Genomic DNA, 19,808 nt, shown 5'->3' with positions numbered 1-19,808 from the left:
ACGCAACCTCTCTTATTGTCACTCTTTTTAGAGTGAATAAGGCGCTTGAATACAGAGCGTCAGATATTCAAGACGAACCACATGCACGGTTATTAAATGGTTGGATGTCCAGCTCTCATTGCTAGATATAACGACATAACACACGATGCTTAAACGAACGACATAACGTATTACTGATTGGGCAATTGGCATTTAGGGGTATAAATTACTCTGTTTCAAAGGGCTGTCATTCACTGTCTTTAATATACGACGCATATGTCACGACATTACCTAATGACCAAGAGGGTCAAAGGGTTACTTGCTTTTAGAGCATGATGTTGATTGAGCCTCGCACCATTTACTAATTCAACTATCCGAATATCCACTATCAGCCCGTTCTGCTTACGGGTACCAGCTTATGCTCCGCATTGGAGATGTAAGTTGCCCGTCTACTTAAAAGGACAAGCTATGTCAATGATTTCCTCGCAAACACACCTGGCCACGCCAGATGATTTTTCTGATAATTGCGGTTTTGGTCTAATTGCTCATATTAAGGGTGAAGCCAGCCATAATTTGGTAAAAACCGCCATTCATAGTTTAAGTTGCATGACACATCGTGGTGGTGTGGCGGCAGATGGTAGAACTGGTGATGGTTGCGGTCTACTATTAGCGACGCCTACCGACTTCTTTAAACAGATCGCTGATGAGCAGCAATTCGCAATCACAGACAACTTTGCTGTTGGTATGGTGTTCGTCAATTTGGATGATGATAAAGCCAAGCATAGCCAGCAAGTATTGAGCGATGAGATTACCGCTCAAGGATTAGAAGTCGCTGGCTGGCGTGATGTGCCACTTGATTTGAGTATTGTGGGTGAGATCGGCCGTGAGACATTACCAGGTTTTAAGCAGGTATTTGTCAATGCGCCAGATGACTTGGCTGCTGAAGATTTCAACCGTAAGCTATTTGTTGCACGCAAAAAAGCAGAGCAGCGCCTGACAGATGACGAGCTGTTTTATGTATGTTCATTAAGCTGCCAGACCATTATTTATAAAGGTTTGGTCATGCCATCAGACCTGCCAGCATTTTTCTTGGATCTTCAAGACGAGCGCTTGGCGTCACATATCGTGGTTTTCCATCAGCGTTTCTCCACCAATACTTTGCCGCGTTGGCCTTTGGCACAGCCGTTCCGTTATCTGGCTCATAATGGTGAATTGAATACCATTACAGGTAATCGCAACTGGTCTAAAGCACGCACGCCAAAGCTTAAATCAGACAAACTGCCGAACTTGAATGAATTGACGCCGCTTGTAAACAGTACAGGTTCTGATTCATCAAGCCTAGATAACATGCTTGAAGTGCTAATGTCTGGTGGTATGAATTTGTTCCATGCGATGTCGATTTTGGTGCCACCAGCGTGGCAGAACGTCGATAGCATGGATATGGATTTGCGAGCGTTTTATGAGTTTTATTCGCAGCATATGGAAGCGTGGGATGGTCCTGCAGGGCTTGTGATCCAAGATGGACGCTATGCCGTCTGTATGCTCGATAGAAACGGTCTGCGTCCGTCACGTTGGGTGACCACCAAGAACGGTTATATCACGGTTGCATCAGAGGTTGGTGTTTGGGACTACTCACCACAAGATGTGTTGGCAAAAGGTCGTGTCGGCCCAGGTCAAATGCTGGTTATTGATACGTTGACAGGTCAAGTGATGGATACGACTGCTGTTGCAACGTTGCTAAAAAATGCGCATCCGTATCGAAAGTGGCTGCGTGAAGAAGCGACACGTGTCCGTGATGATGAGCGCTTAGAAGAAACCTTAGCAGCGCAAGCGTGCCGTGGCGACAAGCTAAAAGCTTTACAAAAGATGTATCACATCACCAATGAAGAGCGTACAGAGATCATCCGTCCTAATGCTGAAAACGGCCAAGAGCCAGTAGGTTCGATGGGTGATGACACGCCAATGGCAGTACTATCGCAGCAAATCCGCCATGTCGGTGATTTTTTCCGTCAGCAATTTGCACAGGTGACCAACCCGCCAATTGATCCATTACGTGAATCAATCGTGATGTCACTACAAACTTGCCTAGGTGCTGAGACTAATGTGTTTGCGCCATCAGCAAGAGATGCTCACCGTATTATTTTGTCATCACCAGTCTTGTCAGCCAGCAAGATGCAGCAGCTTGAAACCTTGGATGATCCAGCATTCAAGATGGCTCGTATCGATCTGAACTATGACCGTACTTTAGAGTTATCTGATGCTATCGTTGCTATTTGCGAAGAAGTGGCAGATAAAATCCGTTCGGGCAATACCTTGATCGTACTGTCTGATAAAGAGATCGATGCAGAAAAAGTACCTGCCAATGCCATCATGGTCACAGGAGCCGTACATCATTATCTGATTGCAGAAGGTATCCGTACCGATGCTAACTTGGTGATTGAGACAGGTCTTGCACGCGATTCGCATCAAGTCGCGGTATTGATCGGGTTTGGTGCAACTTGTGTGTATCCATATCTGGCATATGATGTCATCGATGACTTGGTGGCGACTGGTGAGTTGCTTGGTGATCCGATTCAAGCTCGCGTTAATTTCCGCAAAGGCTTGGATAAAGGTTTGCTAAAAATCTTATCAAAAATGGGTATCTCTACCATTGTGTCGTATCGCGGTGCGCAGCTGTTTGAAGCAGTTGGTCTGTCTGAAGAGGTCGTGAGCCTATGTTTTAAAGGCGTACAAAGCCGTATCAAAGGCGCTACCTTTGCAGATCTTGCCGCTGACCAAGCGCAACTGGCTGCCAACGCATTTAAGCGTCGTGCGCCACTAGATCAGGGCGGTTTGCTCAAATTTGTCTTCAATAAAGAGTACCATGCCTTTAACCCTGACGTGATCAACAGCCTGCATACGGCAGTACGTACGGGCGATTATGAGAATTATCAGAATTATGCCAATCTAGTCAATAGCCGCCCAGTGGCGACCTTACGTGACTTGTTGCAATTAAAGACTGACAACAGTATCGATGTCGATGATGTTGAGGATATCTCTGAGATTTTGACGCGTTTTGACTCAGCAGGCATGTCACTAGGTGCGCTGTCTCCTGAGGCGCATGAGTCAATTGCGATGGCGATGAATACTATCGGTGGACGTTCAAACTCTGGTGAGGGCGGTGAAGATCCTGCGCGTTATGGCACGTTGCGTAACTCAAAGATCAAGCAAGTGGCCTCTGGTCGTTTCGGCGTGACACCTGCATATCTGCGCTCAGCAGAAGTCATGCAGATTAAGGTCGCTCAAGGCGCAAAAACCGGGCGAGGGTGGTCAGCTACCTGGTGGTAAAGTGAATGCGCTGATTGCGCGCTTGCGTTATTCGGTGCCAGGCGTGACCTTGATTTCACCGCCGCCGCATCACGATATTTACTCTATCGAAGATTTGGCGCAGCTGATTTTTGATTTGAAGCAAGTCAATCCAGATGCATTGGTATCGGTTAAATTGGTGTCGCGTCCGGGTGTTGGTACGATCGCGACAGGCGTTGCAAAAGCCTATGCCGATTTGATTACGATCTCAGGTTATGATGGTGGTACAGCAGCATCTCCGCTATCGTCTATCCATCATGCAGGCTCGCCATGGGAGCTAGGTCTGGCTGAAACCCATCAGTCTCTACGAGTGAATGGATTACGTGATAAGGTACGTGTTCAGACCGATGGTGGTTTAAAAACAGGATTGGATGTCGTCAAGGCTGCCATTCTTGGTGCAGAGAGCTTTGGCTTTGGTACTACGCCGATGATTGCGGTTGGTTGTAAGTACCTTCGTATCTGTCATTTAAATAATTGTCCAACAGGGGTTGCTACCCAAAAAGCCAAGCTACGCGATGAGCATTTCATTGGTGAAGCAGAAATGCTGATTAATTTCTTTAAATTTGTGGCGACTGAAACACGTGAATGGTTAGCAGCGCTAGGGAGTTCGTAGTATGGAAGAGCTGGTCGGTCGTACTGACTTGCTAGATATCTTAGAAGGTAATACGGACAAGCAGCGTCATCTTGATTTAACGCCATTGCTATTTAGTCACCCAGCCAGTGTGGGCAAAGCCCAAACGTGTCAGGTGGAGCGTAACGAGCCGTTTGATAAAGGCTTGCTCGCTGAGCAGATGATTCGCGATATGCTCGTTAATATTCGCCAAGGCTCAGGCGGCGATTATAGCTATTTCGTTGGCAACTGTGACCGCTCTATTGGTGCTCGTATCTCTGGTGAGATTGCACAAGTATGGGGCAACCTTGGCATGAGCGATATGCCGATCAAGCTTCGCCTGACAGGTACTGCAGGGCAAAGTTTAGGCGTGTGGAATGCTGGCGGCTTAAATATCGAGCTTGAAGGCGATGCCAATGACTATGTGGGTAAAGGCATGGCTGGCGGTGAGATTGTCATTTATCCACCTAAAGACTCAAACTTTACGGCACAAGAAACCGCCATCATCGGTAATACTTGTCTATATGGTGCAACGGGCGGTAAGTTATATGCTGCTGGGACCGCAGGTGAGCGTTTTGGCGTCCGTAACTCTGGTGCGCATGCAGTCATTGAGGGTACAGGTGACCATTGCTGTGAATATATGACGGGCGGTATCGTCACGATTCTTGGCCGTACTGGGCTCAACTTCGGCGCTGGTATGACGGGTGGTTTTGCTTATGTACTCGACATGGAAGGTGACTTCTTTGATCGTTGCAATCATGAACTGATCGATCTCAACCGTATCTCAAGCGAGCAAACAGAAGAGCATCGCATTCACTTACAACAAGTGATTGAAGCTCATGTAGATAAAACAGGCAGTGCGTGGGGTCAGACGATATTGGACGACTTTGAGCACTATGTTCGTAAATTCTATTTGGTGAAGCCAAAAGCGGCGAACATTGCAAGTCTTCTTAAAACTACCATGGCCGACCCACAATAGCCGATTTGTCATTGTCGGTCGTGTCAATCGATTTTCTTAAGAGATCGTATTGAGAAATCGACAATGACTTTAATTAGGGTAGCCAGCGTTCCGTTTTTAGAGACGTTTTAACTCACAGGTTTTCAGCAGGTACGTGACAGCAGTGATATATGTCTTTGATTTTAGACAAACAACACATCGCATGACTGTCGCCACCACTGCAAAAGAGCCTTATATAAAAGAGATAGCACCATGGCAACACGCTTAGAAAATAACTTCCAGTTTTTAGATGTACCGAGATTTGATCCAACCAAAAAAGACATTGCAACGCGCTCAACAGAGTTTGTTGAGATTTATAAACCTTTTGAAAACGAAGCTGTTGCTCAGCAAGCGCATCGTTGTCTTGAGTGTGGTAACCCGTACTGCGAGTGGAAATGCCCAGTACACAACTATATTCCTAACTGGCTAAAGTTGGCGACAGAAGGACAGATATTCCAAGCGGCTGAACTATGCCACCGCACCAATACCTTGCCTGAAGTATGCGGACGAGTTTGCCCGCAAGACCGTTTGTGTGAAGGCGCTTGTACATTGAACGATGGCTTTGGGGCAGTGACCATTGGTAATGTCGAGAAATATATCAACGATACCGCGTTTGCACTTGGCTGGCGCCCAGATATGTCTGAAGTTGTTTGGACAGACAAAAAGTTGCTATCATTGGCGCAGGACCAGCAGGTCTTGGTTGCGCAGATATCTTGGTCAGAAATGGTGTCAAGCCTGTCGTCTTTGACAAACGTCCTGAAATTGGTGGCTTATTAACTTTTGGTATTCCTGAGTTCAAAATGGAAAAGACGTCATGCGTAACCGCCGTGTCATCTTTGAAGACATGGGTATGGAATTTCGCTTAGAGACAGAGATCGGTACAGACGTCACCATTGATGAGCTATTGGCTGAGTATGACGCGGTCTTTATGGGTATGGGTACATACACCTATATGCGTGGCGGCTTCGCTGGTGAAGAGTTGACAGGCGTCTACGATGCGCTAGATTACCTGATTGCCAACGTCAACCGTTGTAATGACTGGGAAAAAGATGCCGAAGAGTACATCGACCTTAAAGGCAAAAGAGTTGTCGTACTAGGAGGTGGTGACACAGCGATGGACTGTAACCGTACCAGTATTCGTCAAGGTGCTGAAAAAGTCGTCTGTGCTTATCGCCGTGATGAAGAAAATATGCCTGGCTCACGCCGCGAAGTAGTCAATGCTCGTGAGGAAGGGGTTGAGTTTTTATTCAACCGCCAGCCTACTGAAATCATTGGCTTAAACGGTAAGGTCAATGGGGTAAAAGTAGTCACGACGCACTTGGGTGCGCCAGATAACCGCGGACGTCAGCGTCCTGAGCCGATTCCCTAATTCTGAAGAGATTATCCCATGTGATGCCGTGATTATGGCATTTGGCTTTAGACCAAGTCCTGCTGATTGGTTCGAGTCGCAGCAAGTGGCAATGGACAGCTCTGGTCGAGTGTTGGCTGCAGAAAAACAAACCTTTAAATTCCAAACGCAGAATCCCAAAATTTTTGCAGGTGGTGATATGGTACGTGGCTCTGATTTGGTCGTGACGGCTATTTGGGAAGGCCGCGAAGCAGCAGAAGGTATACTAGACTTTTTAGAAGTATAATTACCTCGATTTAGATTCCACGATTTATTAGTGGTTTGTGATGTAAACGTCTTTTGTCTTTTATCAGACAAAAGGCGTTTTTTTCGAGTGATGCTTGGTAAATCGAGGCTCGACTGCTAGCATGTTTTTGCGTACCCTATATGCTTTATCGTTTACCTTATTTATCCACTAAAACTCGTTTATTCACTAAAAAGAGTAGCCTTGCGTGAAATCAACCCTTTACCAGCTTATTACTGCTCCATTTACTGAGCCTTATGTTCGCTATCAACATGCCGACGTCTTGCACGCCATTCGCTTAGGAACGGCTGTCATACTGGCGCTACTGGCCAATAAACTCACCAACCTGCCGCATGGTGAGTGGACCACCATTACGGTTTTTATTATCTTGGGATTATTGCAGTATCAAGGCGCTATCTATACCAAAGCCAAAGAGCGTGTCTTGGGTACTCTATTAGGCATAGGTACGGCCCTTGGGGTGCTGTGGTTCATTCAAAATGCAGGTGCATGGCTATGGATCGATTATGCACTTATCGGTATATTAAGCGGCATCATTGGCTATTTAGCCGTCAGAAAGCTCGGATATACAGGGCTGCTAACGGGTATCACTATGTTGATGATTGTCTCTGACTTGGGTCACAACAGCATCGGTCAAGATGGCATCTACCGCGCGCTAAATATCTTACTGGGTACAGGTGTTTCGGTAGCAGTGACGCTGATTTTACCGCTCAAATCAACGTTGATGTGGCGGTTTTTATTGAGTAGTAATCTTGACGCTTGTAGCAGTCTCTATGCTGGCGTGGGTCATCATATTGATGCAGCGGATGGGGTAATGGACAATGCTACTCAAAAATCAAACCCAATCGCCTTTCCTATTAAAGAAGTACCCGTTGATAGGGAAGTTGGTAACAGCGCTACAGCAGATCAACAAACGCCTGCTGGCTGTGCGTCCACATATCGCTGCGACAGCAAGTGAGTCAGGAATCGAAAAAGAGACGCTAGAGACCATTCAGCGTACCCATCGTAATATTATCGGAACGATTGATTTATTATTAAGTGCTGCTCCGCGTTTGGCGAATATCGAAATTGATGAAGAAAACCATGTGTTACTGATGCATTATCAGCACGAATTGACGCAAGCCATGCAGCATATGGCGGCGGTACTCCGAAGTCCAAGCGATGAAGTGTTTCGCCCGATTACTCGTATTGCTGTGTCAGAATATCCAAGTGTGCAGCACTTAGCATTTGAGTGGCAGGGGTATTTTTGGTTAACACAGACGTTGCAAACCCAGTTGCAGCAATTGAGTGATCTGTTACAAACCTCTAAGCCACACTGGTTTTGCTGCATCTGGGCTGGGTTATCAGCGCCGTGAGCAGCGCCGGATGAAAGAGCAGGGCGGCGAGACAGATTTGCATTTATAACGCACAAAAAAACGCTGACCATTTAGGATCAGCGTTTTTTCTTAAAGATTTACTTTATTTTAAAGGTATTAAACCATGGCTATTAGCGCCCCGTTTTTAGCTTATCCCAGTATTGTTGATACACTTGTAGTGCTTCATCGCCCACATCTTCTTGGAATTCCGCTTTGGCTAACACGTCTTTAGATGGGTAAATCGTTGGATTGTTGCGAACGCTTTCATCCATCAGCTCTCGTGCTGCCTGGTTTGGTGAGGCATAACCAATTTCTTCACTCACGATTTTGGCGTTTTCAGGACGCAATAAGTAATCAATAAATTTATGTGCTGCATCAACCTGTTTGGCATTTTTTGGAATGACAAAGTTGTCCATCCACAAGATAGCGCCTTCAGTTGGGTATTTATAAGCCAGGCTCGTTAGACCTTCGTCATTCGCCATGACTGCTTCGCCATTCCACGTCATGCCAAGAGACGTCTCACCTTCGATGTACGGCATACGTGTCGCATCAGAGTTAAACGTTTTGACGTTTGGCATTAACGTTGTAAGCTTGTCGTAAGCCGCTTTGATTTCATCAGGATTGCTACTGTTGCCCGAGTAGCCTAGCGTCAGTAACGCCATACCGAACACTTCACGCACATCGTTGGTAAGCATCACCTGACCTTTGTACTTAGGATCCCATAGGTCGTTCCAGCTATTCACAGTTGCAGGATCGACACTATCGCCATTGATCGCAAGACCGGTGCTACCCCACATGTACGGTATAGAGTATTTATTGTCAGGATCGACTTTGGTGTTGGTAAATGACGTATCGAGGTTTTTAAAGTTACTTAATTTAGACTTATCTAACTCTTGCAGTAACCCTTCTTTGGCCATTTTTTCGACATAATAAGTCGATGGAATGGCCAAATCATACTGGCTAGAATCATCAAGCAATTTGAGTTTGGCGTACATGGCTTCGTTGGAATCAAACGTTGTGTAATTGACCGTGATACCAGTTTCTTCCTCAAAACCATCCAAAATCTCTTGTGGCATGTACTCTGACCAGTTATACAGATTAAGCGTCTCATTGCTCGCAGCAGCTAGCATCTGCCGCATTGTCAGAATTGCTACAGCTGGATAATGCCAAGCCAACAGTGGCTGCTAGTAATGCTTTTGGCAGCATACGTCCAAAGCGTGCCGGGCTGCTTGAATGGAACGATGATAAATGGGTCAAAATACCTCTCCTAAATAAAGACAATTCAAATCAAAGATGCGGATAAAAATGATAAGGCAATTAATGCCTAATGTCGCTAATAACACTATTATGGTTATCACTTTGCACAATTTAAAGGGCTATTACTAAGACAATATGTCGTAATGCGCATACATAGCGCTCATGAGACAAATCAAATTTGTCATAACAGCTGATTTGAACACAGATGATAATCAGTCGAATTTCTAAAAACTGCTCACAAGGTGCTGGGCAATGAGGTGATATAACCATGCTACTATAAACGTAGGCTCAAGCGCAAAATCGCAAAAAGCACTTGGCTCTCAATGAACCATACCACAATAATAAAGGATACCGCGTGATGACTCAAAGTACCTCTACTAACAGACCTGTCGCTATACCAGCATTACTTACGGACAAAGTCGCCATCGTCACTGGCGCCAGTCGTGGACTTGGTGCACAAATTGCTCAGCAAATGGCAACAGCTGGCGCAATCGTTTGTGTCAATTACCTCAACAGTAAAGAGGCGGCTGAGACGGTAGTGGCTGATATCATGGCAGCAGGCGGGCAGGCGTTCGTATATCAGGCGGATGTCACCAAGCTTGAGCAGGTAAAGGCCATGGCGGCTGAAGTTATTAGCCGTCATGGTCGTATCGATATTGTGGTCAATAATGCATTGCCACACTATCAATTTGACCCTAGTGCTGACAATACTAGCATCGAGACCGTGCAGTGGGCGCATTTTTCTCAGCAAATCGACGGTATCGTCAAAGGCGCGGTCAACACTGTACAAGCGGTATTGCCACAGATGAAAGCGCAGCAGATGGGTAAAATCATTAATATCTCAACCAACCTTGTCTACAATCCTGTCGTGACTTATTATGACTATACGACCGCCAAATCGGCGCTGCTGGGGCTCACGCGCAATCTAGCTAGCGAGCTTGGTCCGCACGGCATTCGCGTAAACCTATTAGCAGGCGGCCTGTTAAAGACTACCGATGCTAGCAGCCTCACGACTGAGGAAGTCTTTGACTATATCGCTACCACCACGCCGCTGCGTCAAGCCACCCTCAGTTGCCGACTTTGCTAACTCTGTACTACTCATGGCGTCTGATTTGAGCGTGGCTATCACCGGTCAGTCCATCGCGGTTGATGGTGGTTTGACGATGCCTTAGCAAAAGCTAACGGGTACTTGATATAGGCTCAAGCAAGGTTTTATTTGGTGGACGCGGCAGTGTAGAACTGCTCAAGCACGGCTTGGATACCATACTCTTCAATCGTACCAGTGACAAAATCAGCTCGTTCTATCAGAGCGGGCTGAGCATCCCCATCGCAACCGCAAACCCCACCAAATCAAACATTTCTAAATCATTCATACCATCGCCAAACGCCATACACTCGCTGACATCGACCGCATAGTATTCGCAGACATCTTTGATGCCGCGCGCTTTTGAAGCATCTACTGGCAAAATATCTGCACCGATTTGATGCCAATGTACCAGCTTTAAATCATACTGCGCAAAATCGATGTCCTGCATTTTATCGAATTGATTATTAAAAAATACTGAGCATTGATAGACGATATTTGACTTGTAATACTCAGGGTCAAGAATAGAGTTGGGTGTGACAGCGTTGAATTCACGCAAACGGTCGTTTTCATCTGACCATGCGATATGAGTAGCAGAGTCAAACTTATGAATCAAGTCGCTCTGCTGGCAAAGACGCACGATTTTATCTGTTTGCTCATCTGACAATGGATAGTGGCTGATTCGGCCCTTTTATCAAAGCTATACTGTCCATTCATACAAATAATGGCATCCAATATATCTGCATCAAGCAATGCTAAGATATCCTCAGGCAATATGGCCTTGGAGCGCCCAGTTGAAATCACCAGCTTGATATCAGTGTCTGCCAGTTGCTCAAGGGTTGCTTTATTATGTTCGGCAATGACGCCGCTGCGACTCAAGGTATCATCGATATCGAAAAGATGATTTTAGGTGTAGAAACTTTGGTATTCATACTTTCTTGAGCAATTTTATCTTCGATAAACATGATGATCCTCTACATTTTAAGCGCTGCTACTAAAGGTAATAGTAGCTGATTACTAATGCCTGAGCGACTTTATTATTCGTCTTATCCTACAGGCTCATTAGCCAAAAATGAGGATGGTTTTGACTAGGTTGTGTAACGCATGGGTCTTACGCTATTCACTTTGATGATTCATAAAATTGCTAACGTATTACCGAAGATACCGTTGATATTCTATGTTTAGACTATATATAGACTACACTTAAATTAAATATTTTTTAGTTCATCTAATGAATTTTATCTAATAAATTACTATGTCGTTTTCTGAGCTAAGTTCTTTAAAGAGGGTTTATTGATAACGACTCAAGCACTTATAGAGAAAATTGAATAAGCAAAATAATTTATAGGGACAAGATTATGACTGCTTCTACCCCAAAATCAAATCATGATGCCATAGCAGATAACACGCTCGATGCGTCTATGCCACGTCACCCTGAGAGCCGATTACAATCAGAATGGCTATTTTTGTATGACAAACTGCCACCAGATCAATGGTTCAGTAACGACTATGTTTATAAGACATCTTTTGGCTAAGTATTCACGCTGACATACGTAAACGCCAACACGTTCTTATCCAAATCAGTGATGCCTATCATGCTGGTGATATTGAATGGTTAGAATACCGCTCACAAATCTCACCACGGATTAATCAATATATTTTTAAATTACATCAGCACCATAATATTGAAGATACAGGCTACTTTCCGCAGTTCATGCGCATGTACCCTCAACTAAAAGCAGGGTTTGAGATATTAGATCGTGATCATGTGCATTTAGATACACTACTTAATGAGCTGCAAGTGCTAAATAGCAGGCTAGCATCAAGCAATACTGAAGATAAAGCGCTGGTTGAGCAATTGCATCAGCGCTTAATGGATGCAAGTGAGTTACTGTCGCAACACCTCACTGATGAAGAAGATTTGGTGATTCCTATTTTGGGGCTGAATTAGTGTTATAGCGAAAAATAGTTCAGCTTCATTTTTATCAGACAAGACTACCGCACTGAATGTATCAAAATCTGTATAGTCGAACCACTATTAAAGTGTTACAGCGTTAGACTCGTTTAGCCTACTACTGTAGTACTTGCACTCGTCTGCCTTGTACCACTTTTAGTATTGATTGACTATAGTACTACGATGTAGCGATAGGGAGTATGAGTACGCTATCTTATTGAAACTGCAACGTTGCCTCTCTAGAAAATAGTAATAACGGGTAAAAACCTACTAAAAAATACAAAATGTTGTTGATTGTACTTTAGAGTAAAGGATATCTTAATTTAAAGTGGCTTTTGATCATTGGAATCTTTTATGCATAAAGTTATTGATTACATCTCAGAATCTGGTACTGAAGTTTTGGAGGAGGGAGATAAAGACGGTGTAGATATTCTGGTTAGCCTCACATATATCGGTAAAAATCGTGAGAAAGATAATGGCATAAAGCTGACTCGTACCTTTGAGACGGCACGAAAAATACCGAAAAAAGCAATATCACTTCAGCGCTTGTCATTAAGGATCATTATTTTATTCAAAACATTGAAAACTCGAGATTTTCGATCAATGAAAGCTTGGTTATTGCTATTTTGGGATTAAAAAATAGTAATTATAGTCAGATATAGATTAGGCTTTTGAGCTATTAGAATAATACAATCACACAGTTTTCACCAACATTTGTGGTAAAATTCGCGGCAGTAAATACTGGTGTCCTATCTCATCAAAAAGGTCATGTCACAATTTAAAAAATAATAATAGATGGTAAAAATTCGGTCAAAACGTAACAATTTCATTGATTATATTTTATAATAAAGTGTATCTTAATTTAGATAAGTATTTTGCAAATAGGGTTTCTTATGCATACAACGACAAGCCATGCTTCAGAGAACAAAAAAAAGAAATGGCGAGCACATTCTTATCAACATGACATATATCGCCAGAAATGTCGATCTAGACTCAGGCATCGAGTTGACTCGTGCACTTGAGTATTGGAGAAGGTATTTCGAAGAAAACGGCATCGTTTCAGCTTTAGTTATCAGTGAAGGCTATTTTGTCCAAAGCTTTCAGGGAACAAGACCTGCTATCAGTATAGTCGAACCACTATTAAAGTGTTACAGCGTTAGACTCGTTTAGCCTACTACTGTAGTACTTGCACTCGTCTGCCTTGTACCACTTTTAATATTGATTGACTATACTGCCTTGCACAAGATATTCGACGAGCATCCAACTATTTTTCCTAACATTATCAACATAGAAGAAATAGAATCACGCCAATGGGATGGTTTTTAATCAAACATTTAACGTCAAGTAATGAAGATGAATTGTATGCTTTGAAAAACTTCTCGACAGGTGCTGACTATAACCCTTACCTTATGAGAAGTAGTCAGATTGAGAACTTTTTACATGAGATTTTTGCAGATCAAAAAAAATTATAACGACATAATGACTGAAAAGGTTTGTGAAGAAAGAGTTGATGAGTTGTTCTCGCTACAGAACTCTCAGAGAAAGATATTATAGATGCTGTTTTTAGATTTTTTTGAGTGGAATTAGAATAAAAATACAAGATGGGTCTTCGAGAATTAATAACTTAAGGTTATTAATTAGTAACTATATAACAAAAAAATAAGGGGCTATTGATTAGGGTAATTCTTAAATAGTATCTTAAGTTAAATGGATTTTTAATTAGATACCTTATGCGTAGATTTATTGAATTCTAATTTAGAAGAGAAGGGAATGATTTCAGACGAGGAGAAATAAAAACGGTGCTCACATTCTCACCAGTCTAACGTATATTGGCAAAAACCGCGAAAAAGATAATGGCGTGAAAATGGCCCGTACTTTTGAGATAGCAAGACGAAACAACGAGAAAAGCGGTATAACCTCAGCACTGGCCATCAACGACAACTATATTATTCAAAATATTGAAGGTTCAAGACTTGATGTCAACGAGCTGATAACGAGGATTATCACGGAACGTCCACATCTTTTATCCATGTTGTAGATATTAAAGAGGTAGAGACACGTAAATGGGATGGATTTTTGATCAGATACTTAGCATCAACTCCTGAATATGAAGCACATACCCTCAGACATTTTTCGGCAGGTACTGACTTTAATCCCTACCTAATGCCGAAAGATCGAATCACAAGTTTTATGGATGCGCTGTTCACAGATGAACTGCTTAACGATATGTAAATGGAGCGTATCTGTTCGCTACAACTGTGTTTTTTCACTCTACTTTTAATCGTTTCTAGTTTTGGTGGCTCTTAGTTTTAATATTCAAATATGGCCAGACATTTTTCTGCTGTAGTACAAATTTTTGTTCTTGGTAATACAAACCTTTATTAGTACAAAAAGCTGCCCATACATTGTGTATGGGCGGCTTTTTGATGCGTGATAGCTGGGTTTTAATCTAGCTTGATCAAACTTGAGAGACCAAAACTACCCAACCTCAACACTCGTTACATTCTGAAAGCCTCGTGGTAACTGTCCGCCGCGATTACCGCGAGTGCCCGTATAGTTAGCCAAGTCATTTGGCTTGAGTGTCACGTGGCGTTTGCCAGCAGTAATGACGAGGCTGTTTTGTAAACTAAGTGGCGTAATAGCCAGCACTTCTTCATCATCTTTCAGCTTAATCAGTTTGTTTCCTTTACCGCGAGCCTGTTCGGGCAAATCATCGAGGGCAAATATTAGTAGATATCCGGCATTGGTTACCACTGCGACATGGTCAGGCGTTATCTCTAACTTGGTGGTCTCGTCGTCAGTGTTATCCGCCGTTTTTACTGGCGCGTCGATACGAGCGACAGACAGCAGGCGACTATCGGCAGCGAGGTTAATGACATTCTTGCCTGCCTTTTGATTGCTGTCTAAATTAACAAGGGTGTTGATAAAGCCATAACCTTGCGAGCTGGCAAGAATGATGCGTTGATCGTCAGCACCAGTCAATAGCTGCTCAAAGCTGGCACCTGCTGGTGGTTTTAACACACTGGTCAGGGGGATCGCCTTGACCACGCGCAGAGGCAAGGTTGTGCGTATCAATACTATAGCTACGTCCTGTACTATCGAGGACGTAAATTTTCTCATTGGACTTGCCGCGCACGTGCGCTTGATAACTGTCCCCTGAGCGATAACTCATACCAGCGGCATCAACATCATGGCCTTTGGCCGCGCGAATCCAGCCCGCTTTCGATAGGGATAGCGGTGACCGGCTCGCTCGGTACGAGTTCTGACTCTTTTAATGCTTGTGCTTCTTCGCGTTCTGCTAATGGCGACACACGCTCATTGCCGTGTTCTTTCATATCGGCGGTGAGCTCTTCAATCATCAGATTGGTGAGACTGTCTGGATTGTCCAAGTACTCTTGGATGGTGGCGCGTTCGGCAGCGAGTTCATCTTGCTCGCGGCGTAGCTCAATTTCCTCTAACTTTGCCAACTGACGCAAACGAATATCCAAGATAGCATTGGCCTGAATATCAGTCAGGTTATAGTCCTGCATCAATGTTGCTTTTGGATCGTCTTCTTCACGAATGATACGTATGACTTCATCGATATTGAGATACGCAATTAGCAAACCTGCAAGGACGTGCAAGCGCTTATCGATTTTATCAAGACGATATTGCAGACGGCGTGTGACGACTGAGCGGCGACAAATGAGCCATTCTTCTAAGATTTCTTTTAGATTTTTGACCTGTGGCTTACCATTGAGGCCAATCATGTTCATATTGACGCGGTAGTTGCTCTCAAGATCGGTGCTAGCAAACAGATGGCTCATAACGCGATCGACATCGACGCGCGTTGAGCGCAATTCTAATACGATACGACAAGCGTTCTCATGATCTGATTCATCATGAATATCGGTAATCCAAGGCAGTTTTTTATCCGTCATGAGCTTGGCGATTTGCTCTTGGATTTTGTTGCCTGAGACTTGGTAGGGCAGCGCGTCAATAATGACTAAATTCTTCTCTTTGGGGTCGATATGAAAAGTCGCGCGCATTTTGTAACTTCCACGCCCTGTTTCATACATCGCCTGCAAGTCTTTTTTGCTAGTGATGATTTCAGCTGGCGTTGGCAAATCTGGTGCTGGTATTGACTGGGTAAGCTGCTTAACAGACAGCTCAGGATTTTTTAATAAACGAATAGCAGCACGTACCACTTCGTTAAGGTTATGCGGCGGAATGTCAGTTGCCATGCCAACCGCGATTCCTGTAGTGCCGTTTAATAAAATATTGGGCAGGCGAGCGGGTAGAGTGGTTGGCTCTTGTATCGTGCCGTCAAAGTTATCTTGCCAATCGACCGTGCCTTGTCCCAACTCTGCAAGTAGGGTGTTGGCATAAGCAGACATTTTGGCTTCGGTATAACGCATGGCCGCAAAGGACTTAGGATCATCAGGGCTACCCCAGTTACCTTGACCCGTGATAAGCGGATAGCGATAGCTGAACGGCTGTGCCATTAATACCATGGCTTCATAACACGCGCTGTCACCATGTGGATGGTATTTACCGAGCACATCACCGACCGTACGTGCAGATTTTTTTGCCTTAGCAGAGGATTTTAGCCCAAGCTCGCTCATGGCGTAGACAATACGGCGCTGAACAGGTTTTAGGCCGTCAGCGATATTTGGTAGCGCCCGATCCATGATGACGTACATGGCATAATTGAGGTAGGCCTGCTCAGTGAACTCTGCCACTGAGCGAGTATCCATCGGCTCATTAGGAATGATTGGGGCAACAGTAGGATCAATAACATCAGACATAAAATAGACTTCGCTTATGAGTTTTTAATTAGTATGGTTTATATAGTCAGGCATAGTATGAATGTGAACTGCACCGTATGCTCATTTAGGTTGGGCGCGATACTTATGCAAAAATAAGATAGTGCTATCGTAAAGGATATTGATCCAATTAAAAAGACATGTATCAGAATATACGACAGCTCATGACGTGCTTATACTGGCTTTTATAGACTTTACTTACCATGTCCCCGTACGTGGCTTTTATAGATAAAGTTAAGTATAGTAAAACTAACATTTGTTTTTAATAAATATCTTAGAGTGACAGTGCCGAATTAGTGACAGAACCAGCGCAGCTAAACCGAGCAGCGACAAAGAGAAGAGGGAGCTTACTGTAACTTTACGCCGCTCACTGGGCCAGCTGATGCCCTCGAGAGCACAGGCGAAGGCAGTTTTATTATGTAAATATTGTGTCTAAAATAAAAGAGATACTGTGGGTAAAATTCAGTGACATGACCAGTTTTTGTTGGTATAAATAATTGATATTAATGAAAATATCAGCCGTCAAGCCAGTTTGAGAACTCGTATAACAATCTTTTGTATTGAGTAGTCTATATAAAGTGTGTATGTTAATGAACAAAGGGCTATTTACCACTACATTGTTTGCTCATCACCTTACGACTATATCGCAGCCTCGCTTGTCATCATGATGGTGAGACTGCGCTCTGGTTTTTCGTCTGTTTATCACACTGTGATTTGCATGAGCTGACGGTAATGTATTATTACTAGGAGAGAAAAGATTATGGAAGATCAAGGTAACCTGATTCGTCGCAACGACAAAGTATGGCTCAAAACATACGAAAAACTTGGCATTCAGTATGATATTGATATGCCGCCAGCCAACACCCTCATTGATTGATATCATTGAGCAAAACTTTATCAATCATGCAGGCAAAACGGCGTTTGTCTGTATGGATGTTAAGCTGTCTTACGAAGAGTTGGATCTCTATAGTAAACAAGTTGCCGCTTACCTTCAGTCATTAGGACTACAAAAGGCGATAAAGTGGCAGTAATGATGCCTAATATTTTGCAGCTACCAGTTGCGGTGCTAGGGGTGCTACGTGCTGGTATGACATTGGTCAACGTCAACCCACTTTATACCAGCAAAGAGCTGTCACATCAGTTAACAGATTCAGATACCAAAGTTTTGATTTTGCTTGAGAACTTTGCCAAAACTTATGAAGATATCGGCCAAGACCTCGTCGATCATGTCGTAGTTGCCTCAATGGGTGATATGATGAGTCCGCTCAAGGGCTTTATTGTCAATGCCGTGGTACGTCACGTCAAAAAAATGGTGCCTGCTTATCATATCAAAGGCAGCGTCAAGTTCAAAAAAGCAATGAACCTTTTTCTGCTAAAAGCTATAAACGTCCTAACAATATCAGCCTCGATGATGTCGCTGTACTTCAATATACGGGCGGTACGACGGGGGTGGCGAAAGGTGCCATGCTGACGCACGGTAACCTGATAGCGAACCTGATCCAGTGCAACATGCTATTGGGCGATGAGTTCGATGAGTTTGAAAGAAAAAATGAGCAACCCGTTATCATGACGGCACTGCCGCTATATCATATTTTCTCATTTACTGTTTGTGGTATGTTTGGCCTATACCGTGGTTGCATCGGGCTGCTAGTACCAAACCCACGTGATCTACCAAGTTTGATCAAAGCATATAAAGACTATCCACCCGCATTTTTCCCAGCAGTGAATACGTTGTTCACCGCCTTAGCCAATAACGCAGAGTTTAAGTCTTTGGATCATAGTAAGCTGGTCTCTTCAATGGGCGGTGGTATGGCAGTACTTGGCTCAACGGCTGAGCAATGGCAGCAAGTGACGGGCAACGTCATCTCGCAAGGCTACGGCTTATCTGAGACAGCACCTGTGGCCACTGCCACCCCATGGGTAGCACCGTTTTTGATGGTACGATTGGTCTACCAGTACCTGGCACCGATGTTGCGATCTTGGATGAAGAAGGCAATGAAGTGGCCTTGGGTGAGCGTGGTGAGATTAGTATTCGTGGTCCGCAGGTAATGAAAGGCTACTGGAAGCGTGATGACGCGACTGCTGAGGTTATGACGTCTGACGGTTATTTCCGCACAGGCGATATCGGTATCATGGATGAAAACGGCTACTTTAGAATTGTCGATCGCAAAAAAGACATGATTTTGGTCTCAGGCTTCAACGTGTATCCAAATGAAGTAGAAGACGCCATGTCCACCCATCCAAAAATTTTGGAATGCGGGGTTATTGGCATTGATGATGAGAAGAGTGGTGAAGTGCCCAAAATTTATGTGGTACGTAGTGACGCCAGTCTGACCGCAGAGGAAGTCATTGAGTATGGCAAAGAAAACTTAACTGGCTACAAACGTCCTCGCCATGTTGAGTTTATTGACGAGCTACCAAAATCGAACGTCGGTAAAATCTTACGTAAAGACTTACGAGCACTCGAAGAGAAAAACCACGGTTAATCTACGAAGGCTTATGTTTAGATGGGGTTTTATCACTGGCGATTTATAAGTACCTCTATGATTGATTGGTACTTGTAATATGCTGAGTAACCAGATTTAGTTATTGTTATAACCAAAATGATAAGGTTGTCTCGTGCTGCCTTATCATTTTTTGTCTTTGTGCCTGTTGTGAATAGTGGGGCATAAGGAGTATAGATAGAGAATTTTTAGTAAAAATGCTATAGTGCCAGCCAAGAGATTTTTGCATTTATTTATAATAGAGTGATGATTTTACTCAATATGACTTG

General features: G+C 43.8%; 8 protein-coding genes and 6 pseudogenes. 10 read left to right on the top strand and 4 right to left on the bottom strand.

Features of this window, described 5'->3' with window-relative positions; translation table 11 throughout:
• Positions 1 to 447 precede the first annotated feature (447 nt).
• The 4 genes and pseudogenes from gltB (at position 448) to PKHYL_RS14610 (ending at position 7,935) form a co-directional block, all read left to right on the top strand.
• Positions 448 to 4,913 (top strand): annotated as a pseudogene (gene gltB / locus PKHYL_RS14625) (glutamate synthase large subunit).
• Between the two features lie 231 nt (positions 4,914 to 5,144).
• A pseudogene (locus PKHYL_RS14620) lies at positions 5,145 to 6,565 on the top strand (glutamate synthase subunit beta).
• A gap of 205 nt (positions 6,566 to 6,770) precedes the next feature.
• On the top strand, positions 6,771 to 7,538 hold the full coding sequence (locus PKHYL_RS14615) for an FUSC family protein (protein WP_240365475.1): 768 nt from the start codon (positions 6,771 to 6,773) through the stop codon (positions 7,536 to 7,538).
• On the top strand, positions 7,507 to 7,935 hold the full coding sequence (locus PKHYL_RS14610) for a hypothetical protein (RefSeq protein WP_240365474.1): 429 nt from the start codon (positions 7,507 to 7,509) through the stop codon (positions 7,933 to 7,935). The genes PKHYL_RS14615 and PKHYL_RS14610 overlap by 32 nt, the downstream gene beginning before the upstream one ends.
• Positions 7,936 to 8,066: 131 nt before the next feature.
• On the opposite strand, the gene PKHYL_RS14605 is transcribed toward PKHYL_RS14610, so the two are convergent.
• On the bottom strand, positions 8,067 to 9,065 hold the full coding sequence (locus PKHYL_RS14605) for an ABC transporter substrate-binding protein (RefSeq protein ID WP_240365473.1): 999 nt from the start codon (positions 9,063 to 9,065) through the stop codon (positions 8,067 to 8,069).
• Entirely contained in the window at positions 9,043 to 9,192 is a 150-nt protein-coding gene (locus PKHYL_RS14600; protein WP_240365472.1) for a hypothetical protein, read from the bottom strand. Before PKHYL_RS14600 ends, PKHYL_RS14605 begins: the two co-directional genes overlap by 23 nt.
• A gap of 358 nt (positions 9,193 to 9,550) precedes the next feature.
• On the opposite strand from PKHYL_RS14600, the pseudogene PKHYL_RS14595 reads away from it, so the two are divergent.
• Positions 9,551 to 10,364, top strand: a pseudogene (locus tag PKHYL_RS14595) (3-oxoacyl-ACP reductase).
• A 132-nt stretch (positions 10,365 to 10,496) separates the two neighbouring features.
• Here the strand turns inward: PKHYL_RS14595 and PKHYL_RS14585 are convergent.
• Positions 10,497 to 11,155 (bottom strand): annotated as a pseudogene (locus PKHYL_RS14585) (HAD-IIB family hydrolase).
• Between the two features lie 479 nt (positions 11,156 to 11,634).
• On the opposite strand from PKHYL_RS14585, the gene PKHYL_RS14580 reads away from it, so the two are divergent.
• From PKHYL_RS14580 to PKHYL_RS19050, 4 genes are all read left to right on the top strand, one after another.
• The gene (locus PKHYL_RS14580) at positions 11,635 to 11,811 is read left to right on the top strand and encodes a hypothetical protein (RefSeq protein ID WP_240365469.1); all 177 of its coding nucleotides are present in this window, start codon (positions 11,635 to 11,637) and stop codon (positions 11,809 to 11,811) included.
• Positions 11,799 to 12,227, top strand: a complete 429-nt coding sequence (locus tag PKHYL_RS14575) for a hemerythrin domain-containing protein (RefSeq protein ID WP_332835975.1) — start codon at positions 11,799 to 11,801, stop codon at positions 12,225 to 12,227. The genes PKHYL_RS14580 and PKHYL_RS14575 overlap by 13 nt, the downstream gene beginning before the upstream one ends.
• A gap of 357 nt (positions 12,228 to 12,584) precedes the next feature.
• Positions 12,585 to 12,866, top strand: a complete 282-nt coding sequence (locus tag PKHYL_RS14570) for a hypothetical protein (RefSeq protein ID WP_240365468.1) — start codon at positions 12,585 to 12,587, stop codon at positions 12,864 to 12,866.
• A 1,228-nt stretch (positions 12,867 to 14,094) separates the two neighbouring features.
• Positions 14,095 to 14,268, top strand: coding sequence for a BLUF domain-containing protein (locus PKHYL_RS19050; protein WP_442966081.1), 174 nt, complete (start codon positions 14,095 to 14,097; stop codon positions 14,266 to 14,268).
• Between the two features lie 440 nt (positions 14,269 to 14,708).
• On the opposite strand, the pseudogene parC reads toward PKHYL_RS19050, so the two are convergent.
• Positions 14,709 to 17,017: pseudogene (parC, locus tag PKHYL_RS14565) on the bottom strand (DNA topoisomerase IV subunit A).
• Between the two features lie 778 nt (positions 17,018 to 17,795).
• Here parC and PKHYL_RS17810 point away from each other — a divergent pair.
• Positions 17,796 to 19,521, top strand: a pseudogene (locus tag PKHYL_RS17810) (AMP-binding protein).
• Positions 19,522 to 19,808 lie beyond the last annotated feature (287 nt).

This window comes from Psychrobacter sp. KH172YL61 (genome assembly GCF_007182895.1).
Taxonomy (GTDB): domain Bacteria; phylum Pseudomonadota; class Gammaproteobacteria; order Pseudomonadales; family Moraxellaceae; genus Psychrobacter; species Psychrobacter pacificensis.
The sequence above is the reverse complement of the archived record's forward strand: the minus strand, read 5'-3'. Positions and strand labels throughout refer to the sequence as shown.

What these genes read in the sequence shown, in the direction of transcription:
- PKHYL_RS14570 (WP_240365468.1), top strand. Translation starts at nt 12,585, where the DNA reads ATGCATAAAGTTATTGATTACATCTCAGAATCTGGTACTGAAGTTTTG.
- PKHYL_RS14580 (WP_240365469.1), top strand. Translation starts at nt 11,635, where the DNA reads ATGACTGCTTCTACCCCAAAATCAAATCATGATGCCATAGCAGATAAC.
- PKHYL_RS14605 (WP_240365473.1), bottom strand. Translation starts at nt 9,065, where the DNA reads ATGCTAGCTGCTGCGAGCAATGAGACGCTTAATCTGTATAACTGGTCA.
- PKHYL_RS19050 (WP_442966081.1), top strand. Translation starts at nt 14,095, where the DNA reads ATGGCCCGTACTTTTGAGATAGCAAGACGAAACAACGAGAAAAGCGGT.